Origin of the sequence: Spirosoma profusum, from assembly GCF_014699005.1 — a bacterium.
Taxonomy (GTDB): domain Bacteria; phylum Bacteroidota; class Bacteroidia; order Cytophagales; family Spirosomataceae; genus Spirosoma; species Spirosoma profusum.
The window spans coordinates 75,872-100,677 of record NZ_JACWZY010000002.1 but is presented as its reverse complement, the minus strand read 5'-3'; the positions used below and the strand labels follow the sequence as shown (position 1 = coordinate 100,677).

General features: G+C 47.6%; 22 protein-coding genes. 13 read left to right on the top strand and 9 right to left on the bottom strand.

The genetic code is table 11. From position 1 onward, the window contains the following. Positions 1–34: 34 nt before the first annotated feature. The 3 genes from IC229_RS02840 (at position 35) to IC229_RS02830 (ending at position 3,807) form a co-directional block, all read left to right on the top strand. A complete protein-coding gene (locus IC229_RS02840) occupies positions 35–1,279 on the top strand; it encodes an amidohydrolase/deacetylase family metallohydrolase (RefSeq protein WP_190885414.1) in 1,245 nt (414 codons plus the stop codon). A gap of 255 nt (positions 1,280–1,534) precedes the next feature. Then, positions 1,535–3,304 (top strand): c-type cytochrome, encoded by a 1,770-nt coding sequence (locus IC229_RS02835; RefSeq protein WP_190885413.1) that lies wholly within the window; start codon positions 1,535–1,537, stop codon positions 3,302–3,304. 23 nt (positions 3,305–3,327) lie between these two features. Beyond that, the gene (locus IC229_RS02830; protein WP_190885412.1) at positions 3,328–3,807 is read left to right on the top strand and encodes a RidA family protein; all 480 of its coding nucleotides are present in this window, start codon (positions 3,328–3,330) and stop codon (positions 3,805–3,807) included. A gap of 174 nt (positions 3,808–3,981) precedes the next feature. Here IC229_RS02830 and IC229_RS02825 read toward each other — a convergent pair whose 3' ends face one another. Together IC229_RS02825 and IC229_RS02820 are read right to left on the bottom strand one after the other, a co-directional pair. Then, the gene (locus tag IC229_RS02825) at positions 3,982–4,614 is read right to left on the bottom strand and encodes an OmpA family protein (protein ID WP_190885411.1); all 633 of its coding nucleotides are present in this window, start codon (positions 4,612–4,614) and stop codon (positions 3,982–3,984) included. Then, positions 4,611–5,192 (bottom strand): hypothetical protein, encoded by a 582-nt coding sequence (locus IC229_RS02820; RefSeq protein WP_190885410.1) that lies wholly within the window; start codon positions 5,190–5,192, stop codon positions 4,611–4,613. The genes IC229_RS02825 and IC229_RS02820 overlap by 4 nt, the downstream gene beginning before the upstream one ends. 258 nt (positions 5,193–5,450) lie before the next feature. On the opposite strand from IC229_RS02820, the gene IC229_RS02815 reads away from it, so the two are divergent. Then, positions 5,451–7,859: a TonB-dependent receptor domain-containing protein gene (locus IC229_RS02815; RefSeq protein WP_190885409.1), complete on the top strand. Its 2,409-nt coding sequence runs from the start codon at positions 5,451–5,453 to the stop codon at positions 7,857–7,859. 112 nt (positions 7,860–7,971) lie between these two features. Here IC229_RS02815 and IC229_RS02810 read toward each other — a convergent pair whose 3' ends face one another. From IC229_RS02810 to IC229_RS02790, 5 genes are all read right to left on the bottom strand, one after another. Then, positions 7,972–8,745, bottom strand: coding sequence for a LytR/AlgR family response regulator transcription factor (locus tag IC229_RS02810; RefSeq protein WP_190885408.1), 774 nt, complete (start codon positions 8,743–8,745; stop codon positions 7,972–7,974). Continuing rightward, positions 8,717–9,913 (bottom strand): sensor histidine kinase, encoded by a 1,197-nt coding sequence (locus tag IC229_RS02805; RefSeq protein WP_190885407.1) that lies wholly within the window; start codon positions 9,911–9,913, stop codon positions 8,717–8,719. Before IC229_RS02805 ends, IC229_RS02810 begins: the two co-directional genes overlap by 29 nt. Before the next feature lie 208 nt (positions 9,914–10,121). Beyond that, the gene (locus tag IC229_RS02800; protein ID WP_190885406.1) at positions 10,122–10,880 is read right to left on the bottom strand and encodes a carboxypeptidase-like regulatory domain-containing protein; all 759 of its coding nucleotides are present in this window, start codon (positions 10,878–10,880) and stop codon (positions 10,122–10,124) included. Between the two features lie 17 nt (positions 10,881–10,897). Further along, positions 10,898–11,326, bottom strand: coding sequence for a hypothetical protein (locus IC229_RS02795; RefSeq protein ID WP_190885405.1), 429 nt, complete (start codon positions 11,324–11,326; stop codon positions 10,898–10,900). A 107-nt stretch (positions 11,327–11,433) separates the two neighbouring features. Continuing rightward, positions 11,434–11,901: a hypothetical protein gene (locus tag IC229_RS02790; protein ID WP_190885404.1), complete on the bottom strand. Its 468-nt coding sequence runs from the start codon at positions 11,899–11,901 to the stop codon at positions 11,434–11,436. Positions 11,902–12,194: 293 nt separating this feature from the next. Here IC229_RS02790 and IC229_RS02785 point away from each other — a divergent pair, with 293 nt between their 5' ends. Together IC229_RS02785 and IC229_RS02780 are read left to right on the top strand one after the other, a co-directional pair. Further along, the gene (locus IC229_RS02785; RefSeq protein WP_190885403.1) at positions 12,195–12,626 is read left to right on the top strand and encodes a YybH family protein; all 432 of its coding nucleotides are present in this window, start codon (positions 12,195–12,197) and stop codon (positions 12,624–12,626) included. 198 nt (positions 12,627–12,824) lie between these two features. Further along, entirely contained in the window at positions 12,825–13,772 is a 948-nt protein-coding gene (locus IC229_RS02780; protein ID WP_394355921.1) for a glycoside hydrolase family 43 protein, read from the top strand. A gap of 7 nt (positions 13,773–13,779) precedes the next feature. On the opposite strand, the gene IC229_RS02775 is transcribed toward IC229_RS02780, so the two are convergent. After that, positions 13,780–17,949 carry a hybrid sensor histidine kinase/response regulator transcription factor gene (locus tag IC229_RS02775; protein WP_223833830.1) on the bottom strand — a complete coding sequence of 1,390 codons (4,170 nt, stop codon included), beginning with the start codon at positions 17,947–17,949 and terminating at the stop codon, positions 13,780–13,782. A 574-nt stretch (positions 17,950–18,523) separates the two neighbouring features. After that, positions 18,524–21,538 (bottom strand): tetratricopeptide repeat protein, encoded by a 3,015-nt coding sequence (locus IC229_RS02770; RefSeq protein ID WP_190885401.1) that lies wholly within the window; start codon positions 21,536–21,538, stop codon positions 18,524–18,526. A 676-nt stretch (positions 21,539–22,214) separates the two neighbouring features. Between IC229_RS02770 and IC229_RS02765 the strand changes: the two genes are divergently transcribed. The 7 genes from IC229_RS02765 to IC229_RS02740 all read left to right on the top strand — a co-directional run bounded on the left by IC229_RS02765 (position 22,215) and on the right by IC229_RS02740 (position 24,781). After that, positions 22,215–22,382, top strand: a complete 168-nt coding sequence (locus IC229_RS02765; RefSeq protein WP_190885400.1) for a class I lanthipeptide — start codon at positions 22,215–22,217, stop codon at positions 22,380–22,382. A gap of 85 nt (positions 22,383–22,467) precedes the next feature. Next, positions 22,468–22,599, top strand: a complete 132-nt coding sequence (locus tag IC229_RS35680; RefSeq protein WP_262893378.1) for a hypothetical protein — start codon at positions 22,468–22,470, stop codon at positions 22,597–22,599. 69 nt (positions 22,600–22,668) lie between these two features. After that, a complete protein-coding gene (locus IC229_RS02760) occupies positions 22,669–22,830 on the top strand; it encodes a hypothetical protein (RefSeq protein WP_190885399.1) in 162 nt (53 codons plus the stop codon). 63 nt (positions 22,831–22,893) lie between these two features. Beyond that, the gene (locus IC229_RS02755) at positions 22,894–23,034 is read left to right on the top strand and encodes a hypothetical protein (protein WP_190885398.1); all 141 of its coding nucleotides are present in this window, start codon (positions 22,894–22,896) and stop codon (positions 23,032–23,034) included. Between the two features lie 85 nt (positions 23,035–23,119). Then, positions 23,120–23,269, top strand: coding sequence for a class I lanthipeptide (locus IC229_RS02750; RefSeq protein WP_190885397.1), 150 nt, complete (start codon positions 23,120–23,122; stop codon positions 23,267–23,269). Between the two features lie 75 nt (positions 23,270–23,344). After that, positions 23,345–23,479, top strand: a complete 135-nt coding sequence (locus IC229_RS36045; RefSeq protein WP_190885396.1) for a class I lanthipeptide — start codon at positions 23,345–23,347, stop codon at positions 23,477–23,479. 96 nt (positions 23,480–23,575) lie between these two features. After that, positions 23,576–24,781, top strand: coding sequence for a lanthionine synthetase LanC family protein (locus tag IC229_RS02740; protein ID WP_190885395.1), 1,206 nt, complete (start codon positions 23,576–23,578; stop codon positions 24,779–24,781). Positions 24,782–24,806: the final 25 nt, after the last annotated feature.

Below are 24,806 nucleotides of genomic sequence, written 5' to 3'. Positions count from 1 at the left end.
CAGCATGACAAAAATTGGCCCAATCCTAAACCTTATGAAAAAAATCATTACGCTTATAACACTCGTCTGTCTGAGCTATTGGTGTGAGGCTCAGACCTATACACTCCTCATCAAAGGCGGCCGACTGATCGACCCAAAGAACAACATCGACGCCGTGATGGACGTAGCAATTATTGATGGGAAGATTGCACAGGTTGCCAAATCCATCGACCCCAAAGAAGCTCGTCAGGTAGTTGATGCCAAAGGAATGTACGTAACGCCGGGCCTGATCGACATTCACGGACACGTATTTCACGGCACCGAAGTCAATCACTATCTTAGTAACGGGCTTACCGCGTTGCCTCCCGATGGCTTTACGTTCCGAGTAGGTATCACAACCATTGTCGATGCGGGCGGAGCGGGCTGGAAATCGTTCGATACGTTTAAAAAGAACGTAATACTGACGGCTAAAACCCGCGTGCTTTCGTTCATGAACATTGTCGGCGAAGGGATGCGGGGTGGCAAGTACGAGCAGGACACCACCGACATGGACTCTCAAATGGCCGCCAAAGTTGCGCTGGAAAACAAGAATGACGTAGTGGGTTTCAAAGTGGCTCACTACCAAGGCGCAAGCTGGGCTCCTGTCGATCATGCCGTTGCTGCTGGCAAACTGGCCGACATGCCAATTATGGTCGATTTTGGGGGAAGTCAGCCTCCGTTACCCCTAGCCGATTTATTCCTCAAACACCTTCGGCCGGGCGACATCTTCACGCATACATATACACTCCTGCCTAATAACGTGCGTGAAACCATCGTCGACGAAGACAGCAAGACCGTAAAACCATTCGTTTTGGAAGCCCGCAAACGAGGTATCATATTCGATGTGGGTTACGGGGGTGCCAGTTTCAATTTTTCGCAGGCGATTCCAGCGCTTAAAAGCAAGTTTTACCCAAATACCATCAGCACCGATCTACACACGGGCAGCATGAATGGCTCCATGAAAGACATGCTGAGCATCATGTCGAAGTTTGTGGCTATGGGCGAAGACATTCCGAGTGTCATTCGAGCCAGTACGTGGGCGCCCGCTCAGGTGATCAAGCGTGAGAATTTAGGCCACCTCTCCGTAGGTGCCATCGCCGACGTAGCAATTCTGAGTATGCGCCAGGGTAATTTTGGTTTCTACGATAAAACCGGCTATAAACTGCCTGGTAAACAGAAGTTTGAGTGCGAAATGACCATCAAAGGCGGCAAAATCGTCTATGACCTCAATGGCATCGTCAGTCCGTTAGGTCTTAATTAAGATTTCACTTCGAGCCTGTTTAAACTTTTAACACTAGTGTCAAAACGAGCCCTTTTGTCATGCTGACCGGGCCGCCGGAGCGGGCACGAAGCATCTTAAAGTATCCGAATAAGATAGATAGGGAACGTTAAGATGCTTCGTGCCCGCTCCGGCGGCCCGGTCAGCATGATAAAGTCGGCTAAGACAAACACACTACAAACAACGTAACAAGACTTTTTTGACGATACGTTAAGCCAATACTTCCCTAGACCTTATATGTCAGGCCGCTACGTTAAAGGTTTTGCTTTTTCACTACTTATTTTCGTCGGTTTCATCCAACGAGAATCCAGAAATGGATTGCCTGTTCAGGCGGCCGAAAATGGTGGATTGTTTCTGCCCGAAGGCTTCGAGGCTACGGTTGTGGTCGATAGTTTACCCGGCCGGGCGCGGCACATTGCCATCAACGAAAACGGCGACATTTACGTAAAAGCCCGCTTTGCCCGCGATAAAAATGAATCGGTGATTGCCCTTCGTGATACCAACGGCGATGAACGAGCGGACGTAATAAAACGATTCGGTGGTTTGGAACGAGAACGTTCTTACGGCACCGCCATGCGGATTTATAAAGGGTATTTGTACTTCAGTTCAGAAATGTACGTCTATCGGTACAAGCTGACGCCCGGTCAACTGGTGCCTGATAGCCCGATGGAAGTTATAGTGGTCGATGACCACCCGCATGGCATGCACGAACACATTGCCAAGCCCGTTACGTTCGATAATGAAGGTCACATATACGTAGCGTACGGCGCGCCATCGAATGGGTGTCAGCCTAAGAACCGAATTCCCAACATGGCCGGAATTGATCCCTGCCCTATGTTGGAAGACCACGGCGGTATCTGGCAATTCGACGCGAACAAAACGAATCAGACGCAGAAAGATGGGCGTCGTTACGCTACGGGCCTACGTAGCGTAGTGGGCATGGACTGGAATTCTGCCGACAACAGCCTGTACGCATTTCAGCACGGGCGCGATGATTTTCTGATGCTATGGGCTGAAAAATACACGCCCTGGCAAAGTGCCGTACTCCCCGCCGAAGAACTATTTCAGGTGAAAGATGGCCTGGATGGCGGCTGGCCGTATTGCTACTACGACCAGATACAAGGCAAAAAACTCCTGAACCCCGAATATGGTGGCGACGGTAAAATCGTTGGCCGCTGCGACAAATGCGCCAAACCGTTGATCGGTTTCCCCGCCCACTGGGCACCCAACGACCTTTTGTTTTATCAGGGAACTAGCTTTCCGGATCGCTACAAAAACGGTGCGTTCGTTGCTTTTCACGGCTCCACAAATCGGGCACCGTATCCACAGGCGGGTTATTTCATTGGTTTTATGCCCGCTAAAAATGGAGCAATTTCGAGCGATTGGGAAGTCTTTGCCGACGGTTTTGCTGGTGTCGACCCGGTGGTGAACGTGAGCGATGCTACGTATCGACCGATGGGTATTGCGATGGGGCCGGATGGCTCATTGTACATTGCCGAAACCGAAAAAGGAAAAATCTGGCGCGTTACGTATAAAGGCGATAAAACCAATTTCGGAACGTCACAACTGGCGCAAATGGAGAAGCGGAAAACAATGGCAAACATTCGCAATCCTGACGAAATCACTGATAATCTGGACAAAGGCAAACCGGCAATAGGAAGTAAAGTGTACGCCGTTTACTGTTCAGCCTGTCACCAACGTAACGGCATGGGCGATTCGCAGCGGTTTCCACCACTTTCGGGTTCTGAATGGGTGCTGGGCGATAAGAAAAAGCTCATTACCGTACTTTTGCAAGGGTTGGATGGCCCAATTGAGGTGAAAGGCCAATCGTATAACAATGCCATGCCTCAGCACAGTTTTCTCAAAGATGAAGACATTGCCGAAGTGCTTACCCACATCCGAACAAATTTTGGCAACACAGCCGACGCCGTTGCTGCTACCGAAGTGGCCGACGTTAGACAGGCTTTACTACCAAAATCCAAACCCGTTACTAAACGCAAAAAATAATTTTTCACCTAGTAAACTATCGTATGAAAACCGAACGCCGTTCCATTTTAAAACGTCTTTTTGCCTCTGCCGCCGGAGCTATTGGTCTGGGAGTCACCGCCAAAGCTGCTGCTACGTCTGAGCCCACAGCCGTATCCACGGTGGCCGAAAAGGAAGTCTTTAACGTAGTAAATTATCAGGACGTACCGCTGTTTTCGCTTTCTACCAAGATGGGCAATCTGGTCTTCGTAGCGGGCATAGGCTATCACAAAGAAGGCGACATCAAAGTGCATACCGACGAAGTCCTTAAAGAACTTGAAAAACAGTTAATTAAAGCCGGCTCTTCTATGGAAAAAGTCCTGAAAGTGAGCGTATTTCTGCACGATCTGAACGATTACAAAGCCATGAACGAAGTATATAAAGGCCGGTTTGGCAGCAAGCCCCCGGTACGTACTACGGTAGCCGTTTACGGCGGTGTTCCCGGCGATTCGTTGGTCGAAATGGATTGTATTGCTTATATCTAACTTTTGTCATGCTGACGCAGGAAGCATCTTAAATTCTCCTCATTTGAATGTTAGGAGTCTTTAAGATGCTTCCTGCGTCAGCATGACAAAAATGCTCATTTGGGTCTTTGGTCTGAAAGTTTGCTTCAACAATTACCGAACTAACGTAGCAATGCTACGTCAGAAGCACACCCTCTACGTAGTTTTCCGAATTACGATTTCAACTCTTCGGTTCTTTTGCCTTCCATCCGGGTCGTCACTCCCATCCGATTTTTGATTAGAAGCCACAGGCTGACTTTCGCCTTTCCCCGCGGTCACAATGGCATCGGGCTTTACTAAACCGTTATTAGACAGCCAGTTTTTGACAGACTCAGCTCGCCGGACAGATAAATCCTGATTATACGTATCATCACCTTTAGCATCGGTGTGGCCTGTAATCTGGACTGGCCCTTTTCCTTTCTCATTAATCAACTGCACCAGCTTGCGTAAATCCGAATAAGCGGCCGGTTTAATATCGGCTTTGTCGAAATCAAACAGTACGTCTGCCGACAGATTAATCAGGATTTCAGCGGACGTTTCCTTCCCTTTCAAATCCGAAACCAGTCCCGACAAATCGCTCACCTCGCCAACCAGCGATTCACCAGCATCTTTACCTTGTTCGGGCGGATCAGTGCTGACAGGGTCAGTCGTAGCTGTCGTAGTCGATTTGGCTGACGTTTCAGCGGCTGTTGCTGGCTGCGATTGTGTTTCGGATGGTTGGCTTTTGTTGCCTCCCGACGAGCAGGCTACCCCTACGAATAGCAGTGCCCAGATACCTAATTTCATCATCGGGAAATCGGTATACCGTTAAACGAGCCAACCTCCGGAATTGTCACCGAAATGGTTTTGGTATCCGCTGGAGGAGCCGGAAACTTAAACCAGACAGCTGTTTTTTCGTCCTTCTTGAACGATGGAATATTCACATTGATGAACTCCTGTCCCTTATCCGTCCAGATAGGCGAAGCCATGTATTTACCGGCCTGATCTTTTAATACGCTATACTTTTTGGCGTTAGCTTCGTCGACCACACTCACCTGCTCAATGTCATATTTTGACGAGATCCCCTTCCCTCCAGTACCATGCCGATACTGTACTTCAACAGACAAAATACTGCCGTTAACCGCTGCTTTCGTTAAATCGACAATAGCGCCATCGGGGCCATTCTGAGTGCTTAAAATAGCCGGAGTGGTAGTAACGGCTGTCGTTGGTGACGTAGGATTTTCTTCTGCTGGCGTAGCGGCCTGGGTTACGCTTACGGGTGGTTCGGCCCCTTCCTGCTTTTCAGATTTGTCTGCCGACGTACAGGAAATACCCCAAATAGCCAGGCAGATAACCACTAATTTTGAAACTAAGCGATTCGTTCTCATACGTTAGTTGGTTGATTGCGAATTGTTTAACTACCTGTAACTCGGCAGATACGTAAACGGTTTAATCAATTGAGTGAACGTAGAGAAAGGATCGCTACCTAAAAGCAAGTTACTCAGTCATTTATGGGACTTTACGAACAACGTAGCGCTGGATTTAACGATTCCGCTGCAACGTTTCCTGATAGCTTGTGTCATTAGTTTGAATTACCATTCTCTATTGACTATACAACAACAAATACATCCCTCCGAAAATTAATCATGAAACCCTTCCTGTTTATCTTACTCGCGTTCGCGACGAGTATCGGTTCTGTATTGGCCCAGCAAACTAAAATTTCTGGTTTGTTACTCGACTCCACCGCCAATAAGCCCGTTGAATTTGCGACTGTAGCGCTGCTGAAAGATGGCAAAATCGTTGAAGGCGTAACGGCTGATGCCAAAGGGAAATTTATCTTCTCGAAAGCCGACGCTGGCGATTACGCGGTTCAGGTTTCGTTCGTAGGTTATTCCACCAAAACAATCGATAAGGTTACGGTGGAAAAAGGGGAGGAAAAAGAAATTGGCGTTATCAAACTCGCTCAGACCGCCCAAAAATTGGCCGAGGTAACCGTAACTGAACAGAAATCCTTGTTCGAGGAAAAGTCGGACCGGATGGTATACAACGCTGAAAAAGACATTAGTATAAAAGGTGGTGACGCTACCGACGTATTGAAAAAAATTCCGTCGATAGCCGTTGATATTGAGGGCAATGTGCAATTGCGGGGTAGTTCGAATATTAAGGTATTGATCAATAATAAGCCGTCGAGCATTGTGGCCCGCAGTCTTTCAGACGCCCTCAAACAGATTCCAGCCGACATTATCAAACAGGTAGAGGTCATTACGTCGCCCTCGGCTAAATACGACGCTGAAGGAACCGCCGGTATCATCAATATTATCACGAAGAAAAATACACTAAAAGGCACCAGCGGTTCTATAAGCCCGAATTTCGGTCAGTGGAATAACTGGCAGAACGCCAGCATCAACCACCGGATGAAAAGCGTTGGCATTTCGGCCAACGGCGGTTTTAACGACTGGAAAAACAAACGGTACATGCGGCTGCTACGTTCGTTCACCAACGAGAACGTAGTAACCGATCAGGATCAGACGCAGTGGGTAATTGGCAGCGGCAGAAACTTCTACGGTACGTTAAATGTCGACTGGGATATTGACTCGCTTAACCGAATGGGTGCTGGACTGAACTACTACAACGGCGACAACACAAACGGCTTCGATATTAATTATGAAGAACGTAGCAGAGGAGTTGTAAATCAGTTTTTCCGTCGGGATATGAGCCGCACCTACGACTGGGCCGGCGCCACCGTAAACCTGGATTATACCCGTCTATTTAAGAAACCAAAAAAGGAAATTAACTTCCTGATGCTCTATTCGTTCGAGGGCGAAGACAGCGATTATTGGTCCAACCTAATGAACCGTGGTAATTCCATTTATTACCGCGAGAAGAGTTACAATATCAGTAACAACAAAGAAGGCACGATTCAACTCGACTTCACCAACCCGCTGGATAGCATCAGTACGTTGGAAATGGGTACCAAAACCATTTTCCGGCAGATACTGAGCGATTATCGTATAGCCAACGCCGTTGATGGCACCACCAACTTCGTGGACGTACCGGCACAGGCCAACGTATTCGATTATGCGCAGCAGGTTGCGTCGGCATACGTAGTATACAGCCGGACGCCAAAGAAAAAATGGGGCATAAATCTTGGCGCCCGCTACGAGCATACGTTTATTCAGGCCAATTTCCTGAACGGAACGACGCCTTTTTCAAATACATACGGCAATTTTATTCCCAATTTGAGCCTGTCGCGCAGCCTGAAAAAAGAGCAGCAAATTCGGTTGAGCTATTCACAACGTATTCAACGGCCTCAGTTTTATTTCCTTAACCCCTACGTCAACCAGTCCGACTCGAAAAATTTATACGGCGGAAATCCGTATCTGCAACCTGAGTTAACGCACTCGGTCGAAGCCAATTACAGCATTTCTATCAAGCAGACGAGCTTCAATGCGTCGTTCTTCCTGCGGCAAACCAACAACGCCATCGAAAGCATAAATACGGTTGACAATCAGGGCGTATTGAAACAGATTTTTCAGAACGTAGCACAGAATTCGGCGTACGGCGTCAACCTGAGCGCCAATACGAAACTGACGAAACAATGGTCGGTAAATGGCTCACTAAACATGTTCTACAACGTACTGGAAAGCGCCGAACTGAAAACACGTAACGAAGACTGGATGTACCGGATCAATCTCAATTCGACCGTCGATTTCGGCAAAGGAATCAAGGCGCAATTCTTCGGATTTTACAACTCGGCGCGGGTTAATCTACAAGGCACATACGGCGGTTTCGGTTTCTACAACGTAGTACTCCAGAAAGAAATCCTGAAGAAAAAAGGCACCATCGGCTTCGGCTACGACAATCCGTTTAGTGAAACGATCAATTGGCGAAATGAATTTGTGGGACCAAACTTTACACAAATACAGGATGTAGCAATGTATCGTCGCGGCTGGCGTCTGAACCTGAAATATGAATTCGGTAAAATGAGTGGCTCGCAGCGGCAGAAGAAACGTATCAGCAACGACGATAAAAAAGCTGGCGATGGGAATAACTAACGTAGCGTTTTTGTCATGCTGACGAAGGAAGCATCTTAAGGCATTCAAACTCACAGGTAAAGAAAATTCAAGATGCTTCCTTCGTCAGCATGACAAAATCTTGACCTTTTATCTACATCGCTTTCGCATAAAACGCCTTTAAATTTTCCCGATAATTTCGAGTCCATTTGAGTTGCTGGCCCGTTTGAAGCTTCACCAGATACTCCCCGTTGAAATACGTTTCAACCGCTTCTACGTAGTTCAGATTGATGATATACGACCGATTGATTCGTACGAAATCCGTTGGATCGAGTCGGGCTTCCAGGCTGGTCAGGCTTTCGTATATAGTATGCCGTTGATGGCCGGTGTGCAACGTAATGTAATTTCCATCGGCATCCAGATAGCTGATATCTTCTGTCTTCACCAGATACATCCGACCCGTTTCTTTTACCAGAATTCGACGCTGGTAACTATCTCTCGTTGACGATGGTTCGGTTGACAACTGATTCAGTAACGCATCAATACGTTGTTGCGGCAACTGATCCATTCGTTCTTTTGCGCGGCCTAATGCCTGCGTAAACCGTAGCTCATTGAATGGTTTGAGCAGATAATCAATTGCATTCACCTCAAAGGCACGTAGCGCGTACTGATCGTAAGCGGTCGTAAATACAATAGCGGGCTGGTGATGCGGCCAGATTTGCTTCAATACGTCGAACCCATCCAGTTCGGGCATTTGAATATCCAGAAAAATCAAATCGGGCTTATGCTGAATAATCTTTATGACGGCATCAGTACCATTGGCCGCTTCGTCGACAACCTCAATCGACGTATCATTTTGCAAAAACGTGCGAATGACCTTTCGGGCCAGCAATTCATCGTCAATGATGAGCGAGCGATACGTTGTCATGGGTATTAACTTTTTCAAAATGAGCTTTATAAGGAAAAGAAAGTGTGACAGCAGTACCGCCATCGGGTGGCTGCGCCAGTTCGAGATGTGCATTAACGCCGTATGCCTGTTGCAGTCGTAAACGCGTATTGGTCAGGCCCAAACCGGTGCCATCCGATCGCTTGGACCGTTTGCCTATTCCATTATCGTAAACAGTAATTTGTAGTTTACCCCGCCGTCTTTCCGTACTGATACGTATCAATGCATTACTGGTCATATCGGCAATGCCGTGCGTAATGGCGTTCTCCACCAACGGCTGAAGCAGTAATTGCGGCACCCGACACTGCTCGGTTGCAGGGTCAATAGCATACTCAATCCGAAGCCGGTCCTGAAAGCGAATTTCCTGAATGGCCAGATACTTTTGGGTCAGCATCAACTCATCGTGCAGGCTGATAAAATTTGTGTCCTGTTGCGCCAGCACCCCACGTAGCAGATCGCTCAGCGCCGTGACCATCTCGATGGCCTTATGCGTCTCATTCTGCATCATCAGGCTCACGATGGCGTGGTGCGTGTTGAACAGAAAATGCGGATTCAACTGCATTTTCAGGGATTGCAATTGTGCGTTTGCCAGTTGCGTTTTGAGTTGTTCATTATTGAGTTCGTAAGCAAGATTTTGTTGATGAAGTGCCTGATTTTGTCGCGAATAAACGACAATACTATAGCCAACAACCACCAGCAGATACGTAGTGATTGTCAGGCTGTATTCATAAAAAAACCATATCAGTATGTACTTAGGCCCCAGCCACTGCCCGGTTTCGTAGGCATGAACAGGACGTAACAGGCAAAAAGCGATCAACGACACAACCAAGCCAAAGCCTGAGGATAAAAGCACATGAGCGGCAACGCCCTTCAGCCACGAGCGATCTATGCAACTGAACCGGACAGGAAAGCGCTGTCCGGCGTATAAAATGACGGGCGTAAATCCCAGCCAGCCCACGTATACGATCAGCCAGTGCAGCGATTCGGAAAAATGCATCTGCCGGGTGAGGCCCAGCAACCAGAGGATTGTATGTTGCGCGTACGAAACGAGTGCCAGCGCACTCCAGAAGATAAGTGCGTATCGCCAGAATTGCCGAACGGTGACCGTAAAACCGGCCTGCTGAATTAATTTTTGTACGAATCGCGTCATACGAGGTATCCACGAACAACTGGTAAACATCTGCAAAATCCACACAGTTGGGTATCGGATTCGTGGTGAACTGTAGAAATCTCTCGCTGAAACGGTGATTTAAGCCACAGAGCTGCACGGAGGGTAAAGGAGATTCGCAGAGAATGCTAGAGGAATACCTTTTTGAATCTCTTTTAATCTCTGTGCAGCTCTGTGTCCCAACTTACTATCATGGCTCAAAAAACTCAATGTTTGCCCGATAAAACCCGCTTGATTCGGGCTTAAATACTACGTTGATACTCCCGCCCGCCGAGCTCAGTTCGCCGGTGTCTTTGTTTTTTAAAGCAATCACCTTCGCCGTGCCCCGCGTAGGTTTGTGAATAGCAGTTACTTTATATTTTCCCAATGGTAAATCTTCCAGATACTGCGTACTGACTTCAGTCGGTTTTTTTAAAATTGGTCCAGACAACGTAGTGCCGTCGATAAGTTCCAGAGCCGTGAACGTAAACTCGACCTCATTTTTCGGAATATTAGTATCGCCCTGATACAGCCCGATGTACCCACCAAAATAGCCCTGAAGCGGTATAGGTTTCTTTCCAGACAATACCCATTTAAAATCAACAATTGGGCTATCGCTCTCCGAAAAACTATCTGAATTGCTGGGCATTAGCTGTATATCGTATACAACTCCGGCATATGACTTCTGGAACGTAGCGTAGGCTCGATAAGAACCATAGTCCATTTTAACCCGGTAATTTCCCTTCGCATCCGTATGAACTGATGCACCATTTGCGTAAGGACCTGTACTGCTGATATAGACAAGAGCGTCCTGAATAGGCTGGCCTTTTGTGTCCATGACGATTCCGCTGATGTAGCCTTTTTGCGGCTCAATCGTATCTGTTCCGCCGGGCTTCTTACAGCCTGTCAGCCCAAAAATCAAAAAAATAAGTAAGAGAAAATACACTTTCATATCATAGAAAATTATCATCCCCGAAAGTGCTGACATCAAAGCCGTTTGGCTTCTAAGACAGCTTCGCGAGGCAGGTTGGGCGTTACGTCGGAATAGATTTTCAAATCAGTCAGTACGATGCGATAGTGCGCTTTTTTCAAATACATATCGACTGAATCACGCGAGGCCAAACCCTGTCGACAAGCGCCCAGACATAAACTCAACGCCTGGAAATCGTCACGTACATTGGCGGTAAATGCTACGTTGGCATTACCAGCCCATATACACTGCTTCCCCGCCGGACACCGACTGTCGGTGATTTCGTCGATACGTAGCGTGAGCCCATCCAGTACGTTTACCTGGCCACCTTCTGCAATCGATACGTTCTGAAATAAAGGCGTAGGCTCGCTGGGGGTAAGCTCCGTATGGCAACTGCTGAGCAGAACAATTAAGAGACCGCTCAGTCTTTTTAAAGTCGTTTGCATGGCAAGTACGTACCGGAAGCGAGTACTACGTAGTAAGCTATTATCCACCCTCTTAACTGCGTATTCTATCTCGTTACGTAGCGCTCACTTCCGGTAAATTTGTGGGTTTAGATCGCCTTCATCACCATTGTACTCGTGTACGTAACGCCCTGCGCTTCAAACTGCTCGACAGAACGTAGCGTATTGCCTGATGCCTCTATTGCCCATTCCGTAATTACCGTCGGATCGTCTTTATCGAGAGTTTTCAATACGTTGCGGCTTTGATCGTACGTCCAGGTTCCTCCGTTTCGGTCGGATGTATCATCGCCCGTGCATTTCGACGTACCGAAGCCCGTCAGGATTTTACCGCCGGTTTCGAACGTAACCGTATCGTCTTTCCGGCAGTCGCTGAAGAGCAGCGTAAGATCAGTATCGGCTATACCATCGTTATCGAGGTCAAGCGCCGGGTTGAGCGTGAAGGAAACGATTTGATACGTTTTCCCGACGAACGATTGGCTGGTTGGGAGCGGATCGTTTTCTTTCTTACAGGAACTGGTAATCAGGATGATTACTATCGTTATGCCATAGACGGGCATTGAGATAGCGATTTTCAAATAACACCAGTGGAAAAAAGATGAAAGGCAGGCAGTTATTTGACTCACTATCAATGCGATACGAGTAAAATAAAACGGTTGCTCTGTTGAATTTGAAAGAGTCTGGTTCATTGTTCTGTTGTTTTACTGAAACTTGAAGCAAAACAACAAACAAAGGCCAGCTCAAACAGGCAACGTTGTCTGAACCGAGACAATTAGTATCCGAATGGAATTTTCTGTACTTTAACTGTCTGTCTTAATCTCATCACAACATGATAAACCATCACTCTTTAAACATGAAGAAAGTTTTCAAGCTCACGGTTTTTCTCCTGTTGGTTGTTCTGGCTGGTTTTGCCAAACCCAAGCCCAGCGATGAAGCCCAGATTCGTCAGGCATTAGATTCTACGTCGGCGGGATGGAATAAAGGAAATCTGCAACAATACCTGGGTGCTTACACGCCCGACGCGCAGGAAATGGGACCCAATGGCCCACGTGGTGGCGTCGAAGTGATTGAGAACACTATGAAAAATGGTTTCTGGAAAACAGGACGACCGCTACAAGTGCTACGTTACCAGCATGTTAATGTTCGCCTTTTGGGAAAAGAGAATGCGCTGGTAACAGGACAATACGTGCTCACCGGGGGCGAGAGACCTGACCGCACTGGCTGGTTTACGACCGTTTGGACAAAAACGAAAGAAGGCTGGCGGATGATTTTCGACCATTCTTAGTAGCACAGATAGAATAGACGTTATTTTTGTCATGCTGACGCAGGAATCGGACCGCCGAAGCGGCATCTTAACGTTTCCTTATTTGAGAGTTTGGCTATGTTAAGATGCCGCTTCGGCGGTCCGATTCCTGCGTCAGCATGACAAAAGCACCCATTTTACAATATGTACCGTCTACGCATTACGTTCCTGCTCGCTTTCATGTCGCTCACTACGTTGGTGAGTTTTGCCCAGAAGACTACATCTGGAAATCCTATTTTTCCGGGTTGGTACGCCGACCCAGAAGGCGTTATTTTCGAAAAAAAATATTGGGTTTACCCCACGTATTCAGCGCCTTACAATCAGCAGATATTTTTCGATGCGTTTTCATCGCCGGATTTGGTGAACTGGACTAAACACAGTCGTATTCTGGATTCGACGGCGATTAAATGGGCGAAGCGGGCTATGTGGGCACCTGCCATCGTGGAAAAAGGCGGGAAATACTTTTTGTTTTTCGGTGCCAACGACATTCACGATGACAAAAAAGAAGTTGGTGGCATCGGCGTAGCGGTGGCCGACAATCCGGCGGGGCCTTTTAAAGATTATCTGGGTAAACCATTGGTCGGTCAGATTCACAACGGTGCGCAACCCATCGACCAATTTGTTTTTAAAGACAAAGACGGTCAGTACTACCTCATTTACGGCGGCTGGGGCCACTGCAACATTGCCCGGTTGAAAGACGACTTCACCGGTTTCCTGCCTTTTCCTGATGGCACTACGTATCGGGAAATAACGCCGAAGAACTACGTAGAGGGCCCGATTATGTTTATACGTAACGGAACGTATTACTTCATGTGGTCGGAAGGGGGCTGGACGGGGCCAAATTATTCGGTTGCCTACGCTACGTCCTCATCGCCCTTTGGCCCGTTTGAGCGTGTGGGTAAAATCCTTGAGCAAGACCCAACCGTGGCTAGAGGAGCCGGGCATCACTCCGTAATTCAGGTACCTAATACCGAGGATTGGTACATCATTTACCACCGTCGCCCCCTCACAGAAACCGACGGCAACCACCGCGAAACCTGCATCGACCGCATGTATTTCGATGAAAAAGGAGCCATCAAACCCGTCAAGATCACGGTTGAGGGGGTGAAAGCACAACCGTTACGTTAAAAGTTAACTAGTGTTCCAACAGACGGAAATTGGCCGGAGAAATACCAAATTCTTCGGAAAAAACCCGACTGAAATACTTTGGATCATCGAAGCCCACTGCATAGGCTACTTCTGAAATGTTCAGCTCGGAGGAGGTTAGCAACTCTTTGGCTCTGGTGAGTCGAAGCGATCGGGCATACCTGGTGAGAGGCATACCTGTGAGGCCAGTAATCTTCCGATGGAGCGAGCTACGGCTCATACCGACCTGCTGGCAAAGGGCGTCAATCGACAACTGGTCCTGACTCAACTGGGGTTCCAGCGCCAGCCTCAGTTTATGCAAAAACTGGTCTTCCAGCGACCGACCATCGTCGGCCAAAGCTAAATCAGGCGAAACCGTATTAAGGGCTTGCTGGCTATAATGAAGCTGTAACTGACGACGGGTTTTCAGCAGGTTACTCAGTACTACGTCCAGCTCTTCCCGCTGAAAGGGTTTGGTCAGGTACGCGTCCGCCCCCCGACGCAGACCACTGATCCGGTCGCTGACGGCAGCCCGAGCGGTGAGCAGCACAATGGGTATATGACTGGTTCGAGAATCGTTTTTCAACGTATCACATACCTGAAAACCATCTTTGAGGGGCATCATTACGTCGCTTAGAATCAAATCTGGAATTGTTTCCAGTGCCAGGTCGATGCCTTTCTGACCGTTTTCAGCCCGTAGAATTCGGTAATCGGCCTGGATGCAGGTTATGATGTAATCGGCCACATCCTCGTTATCTTCCACCAGCAACAACATGGGTTTTTCTTCCCCGGTATCGGCCATCGTCACTACCGTATCTGTTTCCTCCGAACTATGACTTTCTGGGTCATCCAATGATTGCGAAATCAACGGCGCCAGGCGGGTCTGGCGCAACTGAACAATAAACTCGGTTCCCTCACCCACCCGACTCCGAACGGCCAATCCTCCCTGCATCAACATCACCAGTTCACGTACCAGCGATAGGCCAATACCCGTTCCACCAAGTTCAGCGACAGATTGGCTGGAAACCGTGTTGGTAGATTGCTGAAAAAATCGATCAAAGATGAGCGGGAGATTAGCGGCCACTATACCCGAACCTGTATCCCGCACCCGGATAGAAATCCACACATCGTTCGGCTTCCAGTTGGTCGAAACGGCTTCATAATATCCCTGACGCTGGAGCGAATCTTCCTGCGTACCAGCAGATAGATTTAGATAAACTTGCCCACCATCAGGGGTAAATTTGAGGGCATTGGTCAGTAGATTAGACAGAATATCCTGAAGTTTATCTTTATCGAAATCCGTTTCCAATACGTCTTCATCAGCCTGAAAATGCAACGTAATGTTTTTGAGCGAAGCGATTGTGTGAAATGATTCGGTAACGTAACGGGTGAAACGTACCAGATCGGCCCGAATGGGTTGCCATTGCATCTCGCCAGCTTCAAGTTTTGACAGGTCCAGAATCTGATTGATCAGACGTAGCAAATTTCGGCCGTTACGTTCAATTAAATCGCCCGTCCGTCGAAGCTGTCGTTCCGGTTCAGCCGTCGCTTGTCGTTTCAGATCGGCTGCCATCCCCAGAATGACAGTAAGCGGGGTACGAAATTCGTGGGAGATGTTCGTAAAAAAGCGCGACTTGGCTTCATCCAGTTGAAGAAGCGCTTTTGCCTGTTGTTCAATGAGTTGCTTATCCGCTTCAATACGTGCCGTAGCCTGATGAATTTCAGATTGGAGCCTGAGCTGCTCCTGTTGGTGGTTCCAGATCCGCCATTTCAACCAGCCCCAGATTACGGCGATTGTCAATAACACCGCCAGTACCAGAAACCAGATTTGGAGATAAAAGGGTCGCTGTACATCGACGTCAATTGTCAGCACATTCGATGACCACTGGCCATTGGCAGACTGTCCTTTGATCAATAGTTGATACGTACCATAAGGCAGGTTTCCTAAACGTAACGATGATTCCGTCTGCTGTGTCCACGCATTGTTTAAACCTTTGAACTGGTATGCATATACGTTCTTTTCGCCATCTGTGAAATTAAGCAACGCAAATTCCACTACCGACGTCTGGTCACCCGGACGTATCACGATTTGATTGCTTTTAGCGACCTCTTCCGTTTTGTCGATTAATTGATCACGGGCCTGATCCAACTGACGAAACGATACCAGACGTATCGGTAACTGAGCCGACGGCGGTTCAACAATAAAATCCTGTGGATCGAAGGCTGTGACCCCGTTGAGGCCACCAAAATAAATTCGCCCCCGCTGATCCTGGAAATGCGAAATCCGATTGAACTCATTGTGAGTAATGCCATCCTGCACAAAGTACGTCTTTGTTGTGAACCGAATCGGATCGAACTGCATAACCCCATAGTCGCTGCTGAGCCAGAGGTGACCTCGTTTATCGGCATAAACAGCGTAGAGGTTGTCGTTGGACAAACCTTCTGAACGTCGAAATTGCCGGTACTGATGGGTTCGCCGATCCCAGCGAATCAGTCCGGCATTCGCCGTGGCCAGCCAATAAATTCCTTTTTGATCAACGTAATAATGCTGATAATTGTCGGCAGGCAGGTAAAAATTACCTTTACCTCCGCTCCAGTAACGGGCGGTAATGCCTTTTATCGGATCAATACTGTACAAGCCGGTATTCGCACAAATCCAGAGAGTACCCTGCCAATCAGGGGCGATATGCAACACGTGCGACTGAGCAAGTTCGGTGAACTGATTGAACTGGGTAAAGGGTCTAAACTGTCCAGTTTTGGTCTCGACCCACCAAAGACCCAGACGGCCACCGGCTATCCATTGGTCGGTATGTAGTTGATGAAGCGCCCAGGCCGTGAAGCCATAAGGAAATTGAAAAGCCTTGTTTGCTCCTGTTTTTAGCTCATATTCAATGAGTTGTGTTCCAGTACCGAGCGCGAGTTTTCCGGATTGGCTGTTGGCCAGAGCTTCTGTCGAGACGTTATTACCGAACAGTTTTTTTACCAATCCACCTGATACGTTGGTGGTAAAAAGCCCGAATTTCTCAAAGTTGGCGTAAACAGTATCACCAATAACGGTGATAGCCCGAATAGCCGCTGTTTTTTCGCCCGTATAGGTCGCGTCGTAAAATAACCGGCGAAAATAGTTGGGCGTCAGTTTTACCTGGTACAGGCCAAAACTGGTTCCCAGCCACATCCAGCCGTCTCGGTCCCGAAAAAAACTTCGATTAACAATGGCTTCACCTGCTAGCTGGTCGGTAATGTCCAGAATCGTTCGGTTGGTTGAATCCTTCAAATGGACGCCATCCCAATGTAAGCCTGTCTTGTCCAGTGCATAATAAACCGGAAAAAGATACTGTCGATTGGCAGGCTGCCAGGATCGCGGAAGTTTATAGCGATGACCGGATTCGTCGACCCGATAAAACGTGGATGTTGCCGAATCGGTAGAGTCAGCCACCAGATAAAAAAACTCACTTCCGGCATTGCGTTGCCCCAGGCAGGTAATTACATGACGTAGATGATGGGGAAAGTGATGAAGCACCCTTCCTTGCGCCGTCAGTTCAACCAGATCGGTGCCATCGGCGAACGCCCAAACGGTATTTCTGGCGGTGACATGAAGCACCGCCAGTTTTTTATACTGAGGAAGTTGGACGTAGTGCAGACCCGATTTGGGGTGATACGTTGCCAGCGCAGCCGGTTGGCGATTTGCAAAAAAGATAGTACCATCAGGGCTGCCAAGCAGTCGTTGTGGCGTATTTAAAGGCTCAGTAATGAGCTGCCTGTTAAACTTTTTCTCGAATGGAATAGCCGTACCATTCAAGGGATTGAAGAGGGTAATCCTTGATTCGCCATAGGGGCCCATGAGCCACAGCAAGCCATCGGCATCCTGAGCTATCGATTGAATATCATCAAAATTGAGCCCGTTACGATCTTTGGTGAACGTAGTGAAGGTCTTTCCATCGAATCGGCTCAGACCAAATTTGGTACCGAACCACATAAAGCCCTGCCGATCCTGAAAAATGGCATTGACTTCCCGATTCGCCAGCCCATCCTCCGGACCATAATGCTTCACCCAGGCCACGTACGGCTGGGCTTCTGCCCACGTACAAAGGCCAATGAGCAGGATTATTAAGCTGATAGCTATACAATTAGCCGTCGGCTTAAGTCGACCCCGAGCAACATCTATATTTTTCGTTGGCAAACGCGTATACACTTGTTCCCTAATCAATCACTGACAAATGATTAATCGGTTTTAAATTTACTAATTAGTAAGTATTAGATCATTTATCATACCATCATTGTGAAGCAGTAAATAAAAAATACAGATTTATGATCAAGCCGTTTGATCTTTCACAAAACAAAAGAAGCCTGATCATGATCAGGCTTCTTTCTTCCATTTTTCTTAACGTTGAGTCTATATAAGTGCTGCCTTTTCGCTGACAGCTAGCAATTTCATAGCGTTACTACTACATTAGCCTAAAGTGTGCCAACTATAACAATCTCATGTTATCATTCTGATTAACAAGCAACTATCTACTATAACAATTACTATGCAGCCTGGTCAACCGTAGAAAAAAGTGGCACATTTTCCCCAAAGTGTGGGTATTTATCTATCAGCAACTTGATTGACGACCAAGCCGACTCCTCAGAACTTGAGCGCTGGTAAGGCGGGAGCGAAAGCGGAAAAAGTGGTGAAGCCAGCCGCCTGGTGATAAAGTTTTAGCTCAGAATGTTGGGCCTGAGTAAGTCGTGAATTCAGGCTAAAACAGTTTTTTTCAAGATTTTACACTGAGCTGTTCGACGTATTCGCTGGCCGATACGCCAAACTGTTCACGGAAGCTTTTCGCGAAATACGACAGGTGTTCAAAACCAACAGTAAAGGCTACTTCCGATACGTTACCAGCCTGTGCTTCCAGTAGTTGGGCCGCTCGTTTTAAACGTAGTGTCCGTAAAAATTCGGTTGTGGTTTGACCTGTAATGGCTGTCAGTTTCCGGTGCAATTGCATCCGGCTCATCCCGACCTCTCTACTAAACTCTTCTGGCCCAAATAACGAATCGCTTAGGTGCGCTTCGGCTACGATCATAATCCGCTGTAAGAACTTCTCATCGGTCGACGTAACATTAACATCGTTCGGTTGAAGGCGGATTTCACGCCCGAACCGTTCTCGCATACGTCGGCGCATTTCTAGTAAATTCGAGACACGTAGCAGTAACTCCCGGGCATCAAACGGTTTGGTTAAATAATCGTCAGCACCGGTTTCGAGTCCTTGTAGTTTACTTTCCTGAGTAGCCAAAGCGGTAAGCAATATTACAGGAATATGGCTGGTACGTTCGTCGGTTTTCAGATGATGGCATAGCTCCAGCCCATCCATTTCGGGCATCATCAGATCGCTGATTACTACGTCAGGTATTTCGGCCTGAGCCGCTTCCAGGCCCAGGCGGCCATTTTCGCGCTCAATAACCCGATACTGATTTTGTAAATGCTGGCGGATATAGGTCCTCAAATCTGGGTTATCTTCTACGATCAACAACAAAGGCTTTTTGGTATCGGTGGCGGCTTGACAGGGTGTTACGTCGTCGGGTGCTACGTTGGTAAATCTGGATAATTTTATCAAAATGGGAATCGATACGTCGGCAGATGGAATAACGGCGGCTGAGCATTGGCTAAGCGGAAGTTCGACCACAAACCGGGCACCATGACCAAGTTGGCTTTCAACGCTTATTTGCCCTCCGTGTAATTCAACCAGTTCTTTCGTCAGGGCCAGACCTATGCCGCTGCCTTGCTGGTCGCTATACTGGCGGGAGCCTTGGTAAAAACGGTCGAAAACTTTATCGAGTTGATCGATAGCAAGGCCGGGGCCACTATCCTGCACACTGATACGTATCGACGATGTTTCTGGCAACGTATCGACAAGTAGCCTGATCCGCCCACCATCGGGCGTATGCTTGAAAGCATTGGAGAGAAGGTTCGATGTTATTTTTTCCAATTTATCCGCGTCAAACAAATAGTAAAGTCCCGTTTCAGGCATTGATAGGTCAAATGTGATACGTCGGTACTCAGCCTGCGACCCGAATGAGCTCATTATTATGCGGAAAAATTGACCCATATCGCCAGGCCGGGCTTCGAGTTTTAGTCGGCCTGATTCAAGTTTGGACAGATCCAGTAATTGATTAATCAGTTCCAGCAACCGGCTGGCGTTGCGATGCATAACGGCGAACTCAGCGGAAGGAGCATTCGGGTTCTGGTTTAACTTATCCTGCAACGTACCAAGAATAAGCGTCAACGGGGTGCGGAATTCATGCGAGATATTGGCAAAGAAATGAGACTTGGCCTGATCCAGTTGCTGTAATTGCTCCGACTTTTGGGCAAGTTCGACAGCCTGTTTCTCCAGTTGTTCGTTCGTACGGGCAACCTCAGCGGATTGTTCCTTTAATTGCTCATTAGCGGCTGTCAGTTGAGATGCCTGTTCAGCTAGTAATTGATTCTTATCAGCAATAGCAGCACTTTTCTGGACCAGTAACCGATCGTTGCGAATTTTCAGTCGCTGACGGCTCACAACCAACCCGGCAATCAGGAGAATGCCCAACAGGCCAACGATACTAATATTTCGGGTGAAAGCCGATTGTTCGTTATCTTTTTTCAGTCCTTCTATTTCAATCTGTTTCTTTTCTGCCTGATATTCAGCCTGAACACGGGCAATTTTCTTTGCACTCGTTTCATTGAACATCGAATCTTTCAATACTGTCCACTTCGACTGAAATTGATACGCCTGAGCAAAATTTCCCGTTTGGCTGTAGGCAGACGCCAATCCGTTGTAGATACGTAATCGAGCATCCTGCTGTTTTGACTGATCGGCTAGAGAACTGGCTTTGTTGAAGAAATCGAGACTTTCGACGGCGCGTCCCGTTTTCAGCCGAACCTCGCCCAGCCCTAATAAACTCGTCAGAACACCGGTATTATGCCCTAGCTTTTGGCCCGCCAGTAACGCCTGCTGAAAATACATTTCGGCCCTAGCGTACTGATTCATAGCCATATATGTCTTCCCTAGATCGTTATTGCAAATCGCTACGCCCATCGGCTCTTTGAGCTTAAGAAAGAGCACCCGAGATTGATTCAGGTATTGGGTGGCTTTGGGATAGTCTTTTTTGAGTAGATAGATACCGCCGATATTATCCAGCGTACCAGCCTGATTCAGGGAGTCTTTTCCAGTGCTCTTGCGAAGCGATTGCTGATAGTAATACAGAGCCTGATCATACTTTTCCTGGTGCTTGAATACCAGGCCGATATTATTATAAATCTGAGCCTGCCCCTTATCTGTAGCCAGCTTTTCGTAAATTTTCAGGGCTTTGAAATAGTAGCTGATTGCCTGCGAAAAATCACCGGCACTTCGAGAACACATTCCTAAATTATTGTAACAACCGGCAATTCCTTTCAAATAATTTGCTTTTTCATAATTCAATATGCCGGATTTAAAATGTCCAATAGCCTCGGGATATTTCCCCTGCGACCAATAATAAATCCCCAGATTTGTGTACCCCATCCCTATGCCGAGTGCATAGTCTAGCTTTTTACCCAGCGTTATTGCTTCTTCGGCGTACTGTTTCGACTTCGGCGGATTACTAGTCCAGTACATTTCAGCCGTTTTAGCCAGCGTCTTTACCCGATTGGTATCTGCAACCTGGTGCCGCAATACGTGTTCCAGGCTGTCGATTTTACCCGATTGAGCCACCGCCGATAAACCTGTGCTCAAAAAAAGCAGCAGAAATAGGAGAGATTTCGAAAATATCATCGCTGGAAAAGAGAAAGGTAAGTATTTGATGTAAAATTTTGCCCGATGCCCTACACGAATTGCTTAATAAGGATAACGGGCACGTGTAAAGAACTGATTTTTCGTGTTCCTGCGGGTTAACCAATGAATAACTGGTAGCTATGAGTTAATAAGTGGCTTATTGTTGCTTATAACTAGACAATTGTATTTTATTAATTATTCGTATAATATTTTTAACTAAAAAATGCTGTTACAATAGTTAAAAACCTTGTTACAATAGTGCTAACACCCCACAATGGGGCCGATATACCTTTGCATCGTCTTCTTGATCAAGCGACACAGACAGACGCCACATCCAATACGTTTAGTTGGCGATGTCAATCAAAAGGGAAAGCCGAAAACCTTTACTCAGAGTAGGCATCAATCACACAGTTTAAACAACAAATCCCGCATTAGCGGACTATTATGAAAAAGCAAGTATCAAAAATCAGCTTAAAAACGGATTCAATCATTACCCTGTCTAAAGAGTACACCCGCCAATTACAGGGTGGCATGCCTCCTCCGACGCGGCACAGCGCCTGTCAGACAGCATTGGGATGTAACTCCAAAAATGTTTGCTGGTAAGAACACTACAGGGGACGCCGAAAACCTGTCAACAGAGTAGGCATTAGTCAAACAGGAAACACAAACAAGTACAATGAAAAAGCAAATCGCAAAACTGAGTCTGAAAACAGACCAAATCATTTCGCTTTCCAAAGCGAGCGCGCTCCAACTGCAAGGCGGCATGATGCGCGACAAGTCAGGCCAGATCGGCTGTCGATCAGTTACCTGCACGCCTTCAGGCCCTGGCTGCTGGACGCCCTAAGCGTCTTCCGCCTTTCGAGTAACTCAGGGGACGCCGAAAACCTGTCGACAGAGTAGGCATCATTCCATTTTCACCACACAAGTCAATGAAAAAGAAACTGCAAAAACTCACCCTGAAAGCCGATCAGATTGTCGTGCTCTCGAACCGGGAAAGTGCCAATATCAAAGCAGGAATGCCGGGCCCTACCTCACGTTGCGGAACCATAGGCTGCAAGTGAATATAAAAGGGGCGCCGAAAATATGTCGACAGAGTAGGCACTATTCAAACAGTCAATACAAACAAGACAATGAAAAAGAAACTGCAAAAACTTACCTTGAAAGCCGACCAGATCGTGGTACTCTCAAAGCAGGAGAATGCCAATGTTAAAGCAGGAATGCCGACTCGTACGGCAACTAATACAGCATCTCAGCCACCATTTTGCCTAAGCTATAAATGGGGTTGCCTGTAAGAGAGCCATCAAAAACCTGTCAATCGAGTAAACATTATTCAAACAGTAAACACAAACAATTCAATGAAAAAGAAATTGCAAAAACTTACCCTGAAAGCCGACCAGATTGTCGTGCTGTCAAATCAGGAAAGTGCCAATATTAAAGCAGGTGTACCGGTTCGTACGGTAACCAGACCACAACAGTGTGCGACCATGATCTGCTAAGACAAAAGGGGGCGCCGAAAACCTTCACTCAGAGTAGGCATCAATCACACAGTTTAAACAACAAATCCCGCATTAGCGGACTACCATGAAAAAGCAAATCACAAAAATCACCCTGAAGACCGACAAAATCGTTGCTCTCTCGTACGCTCAAACCAAGAACCTGGTTGGCGGTATGCGTCCCGAATCAAGAGTTCAGTGCAGCGCTAAGCCTTATTACTGCCCAACTGAACCTTAATCTGAAACGGCAAAAGAGGATGCTGAAAATCGTAGAAGTGAGTAAGCATTTTTCCTCTTTTCTGACCATGCAGTCATGAAAAAGAACGTATCAAAAATTAGCCTGAAGACAGATCAGATCGTTGTGCTGTCGAAGAGTCAGGCCCAGCACATTTTGGGTGCAAGAGCTACCGATAAGGGAAATACTGTGAAAAGCAGTTGCTGCCCATAATCGCGCTTATCCTCGCTTCCACTCATTTATACGTAGCAGGCAGTAATCCTCAGTCCTCATAACGAGTTACTGCCTGCTTTTCCTCTCCAATCCTCCATGAACTCCTCAATCCTATTACCTGCGTCCTCCAACGTAGCAATACTCGACCGTATCTACCAACACATTGTTTCTCAGCCCATTGATGATAATGTATCACTACTGGGCGGGCAGATGGGTTTCGCGCTGTTCGAAGCGTATGCCCAATCCATCCACAAACAGAGCGACGATAGCCGCATCTGGGAACGTATCACGACAAGCCTGGCTGCCATTCAAACCGGCGAACTGAACCACGCCTTTGCAGGTGGGATTTCGGGCGTAGCCTGGGGATTTCTGCACCTGATGAACCACGGTCTGCTGCCAGCCGACGACCTGGACGCACAGGACATTGTGGCCGATCTGGATGGGCCTCTTTTCGAAATGTCGATGGCGTCGCTTCAGAGTGGCGACTTCGATTACCTGCACGGCGGATTAAGCGCCGGACTATATTATCTGGAGCGCCAACCGTCGCCAATCATTGCCCGCTACGTAGCAGAGATGGTCGATACGTTGTCGGCAACGGCGATACGTTTCCCGAATGGTGATATTACCTGGCCATTCCATGATACGTTCAACCGCAACCCTGAGGGGGGAACGCTGTATAATCCGAGCCTTTCGCACGGTACTGCCAGCATCGTTTCCATACTGAGTCTGTTTTACGAAAGAGGTTACGCCCGCCAGCAATGTGCCGAATTGATTCATGGTACGTTGCAATGGATGGAAAGCATTCGTAATCAGTCGGGTATCAGCGTTTTCCCCACCATGGTTTTGGAAAACCGCCAGGAGAAGAATAGTCGTCTGGCCTGGTGCTATGGCGATATGGGCATTGCAAATGCCTTCTGGTTGTGCGGTCAGAAACTCAAAAACGCGCACTGGCAGTCGATTGCGCTCGAAACGATGCTCAAAACTGCTCAGCGTCGGGAACTAGCCGAAACGGCTGTTAAGGATGCGGGTATTTGTCATGGTGCGGCTGGGGCGGCTCATATTTTCCGACGCTTCGCCCAAAAAACGCACCATCCTCTATTTACGGAAGCCGCTGATTATTGGCTGCAACAAACAGCGCAATACACGTTGCCTGAGACAGACGAAAACGTATTTCTGGCGTTCGACCAGGGCGCTTTAGTTCCCAACTTAGGCATACTCGATGGCGAAAGCAGCGTCGGTCTGGTGTTACTGGCCGACCTGGGCGTACCAACGTACTGGGAGCGTTTCTTACTTCTTTCCTGACAACCATTTCCTCGCAATCCTCCTC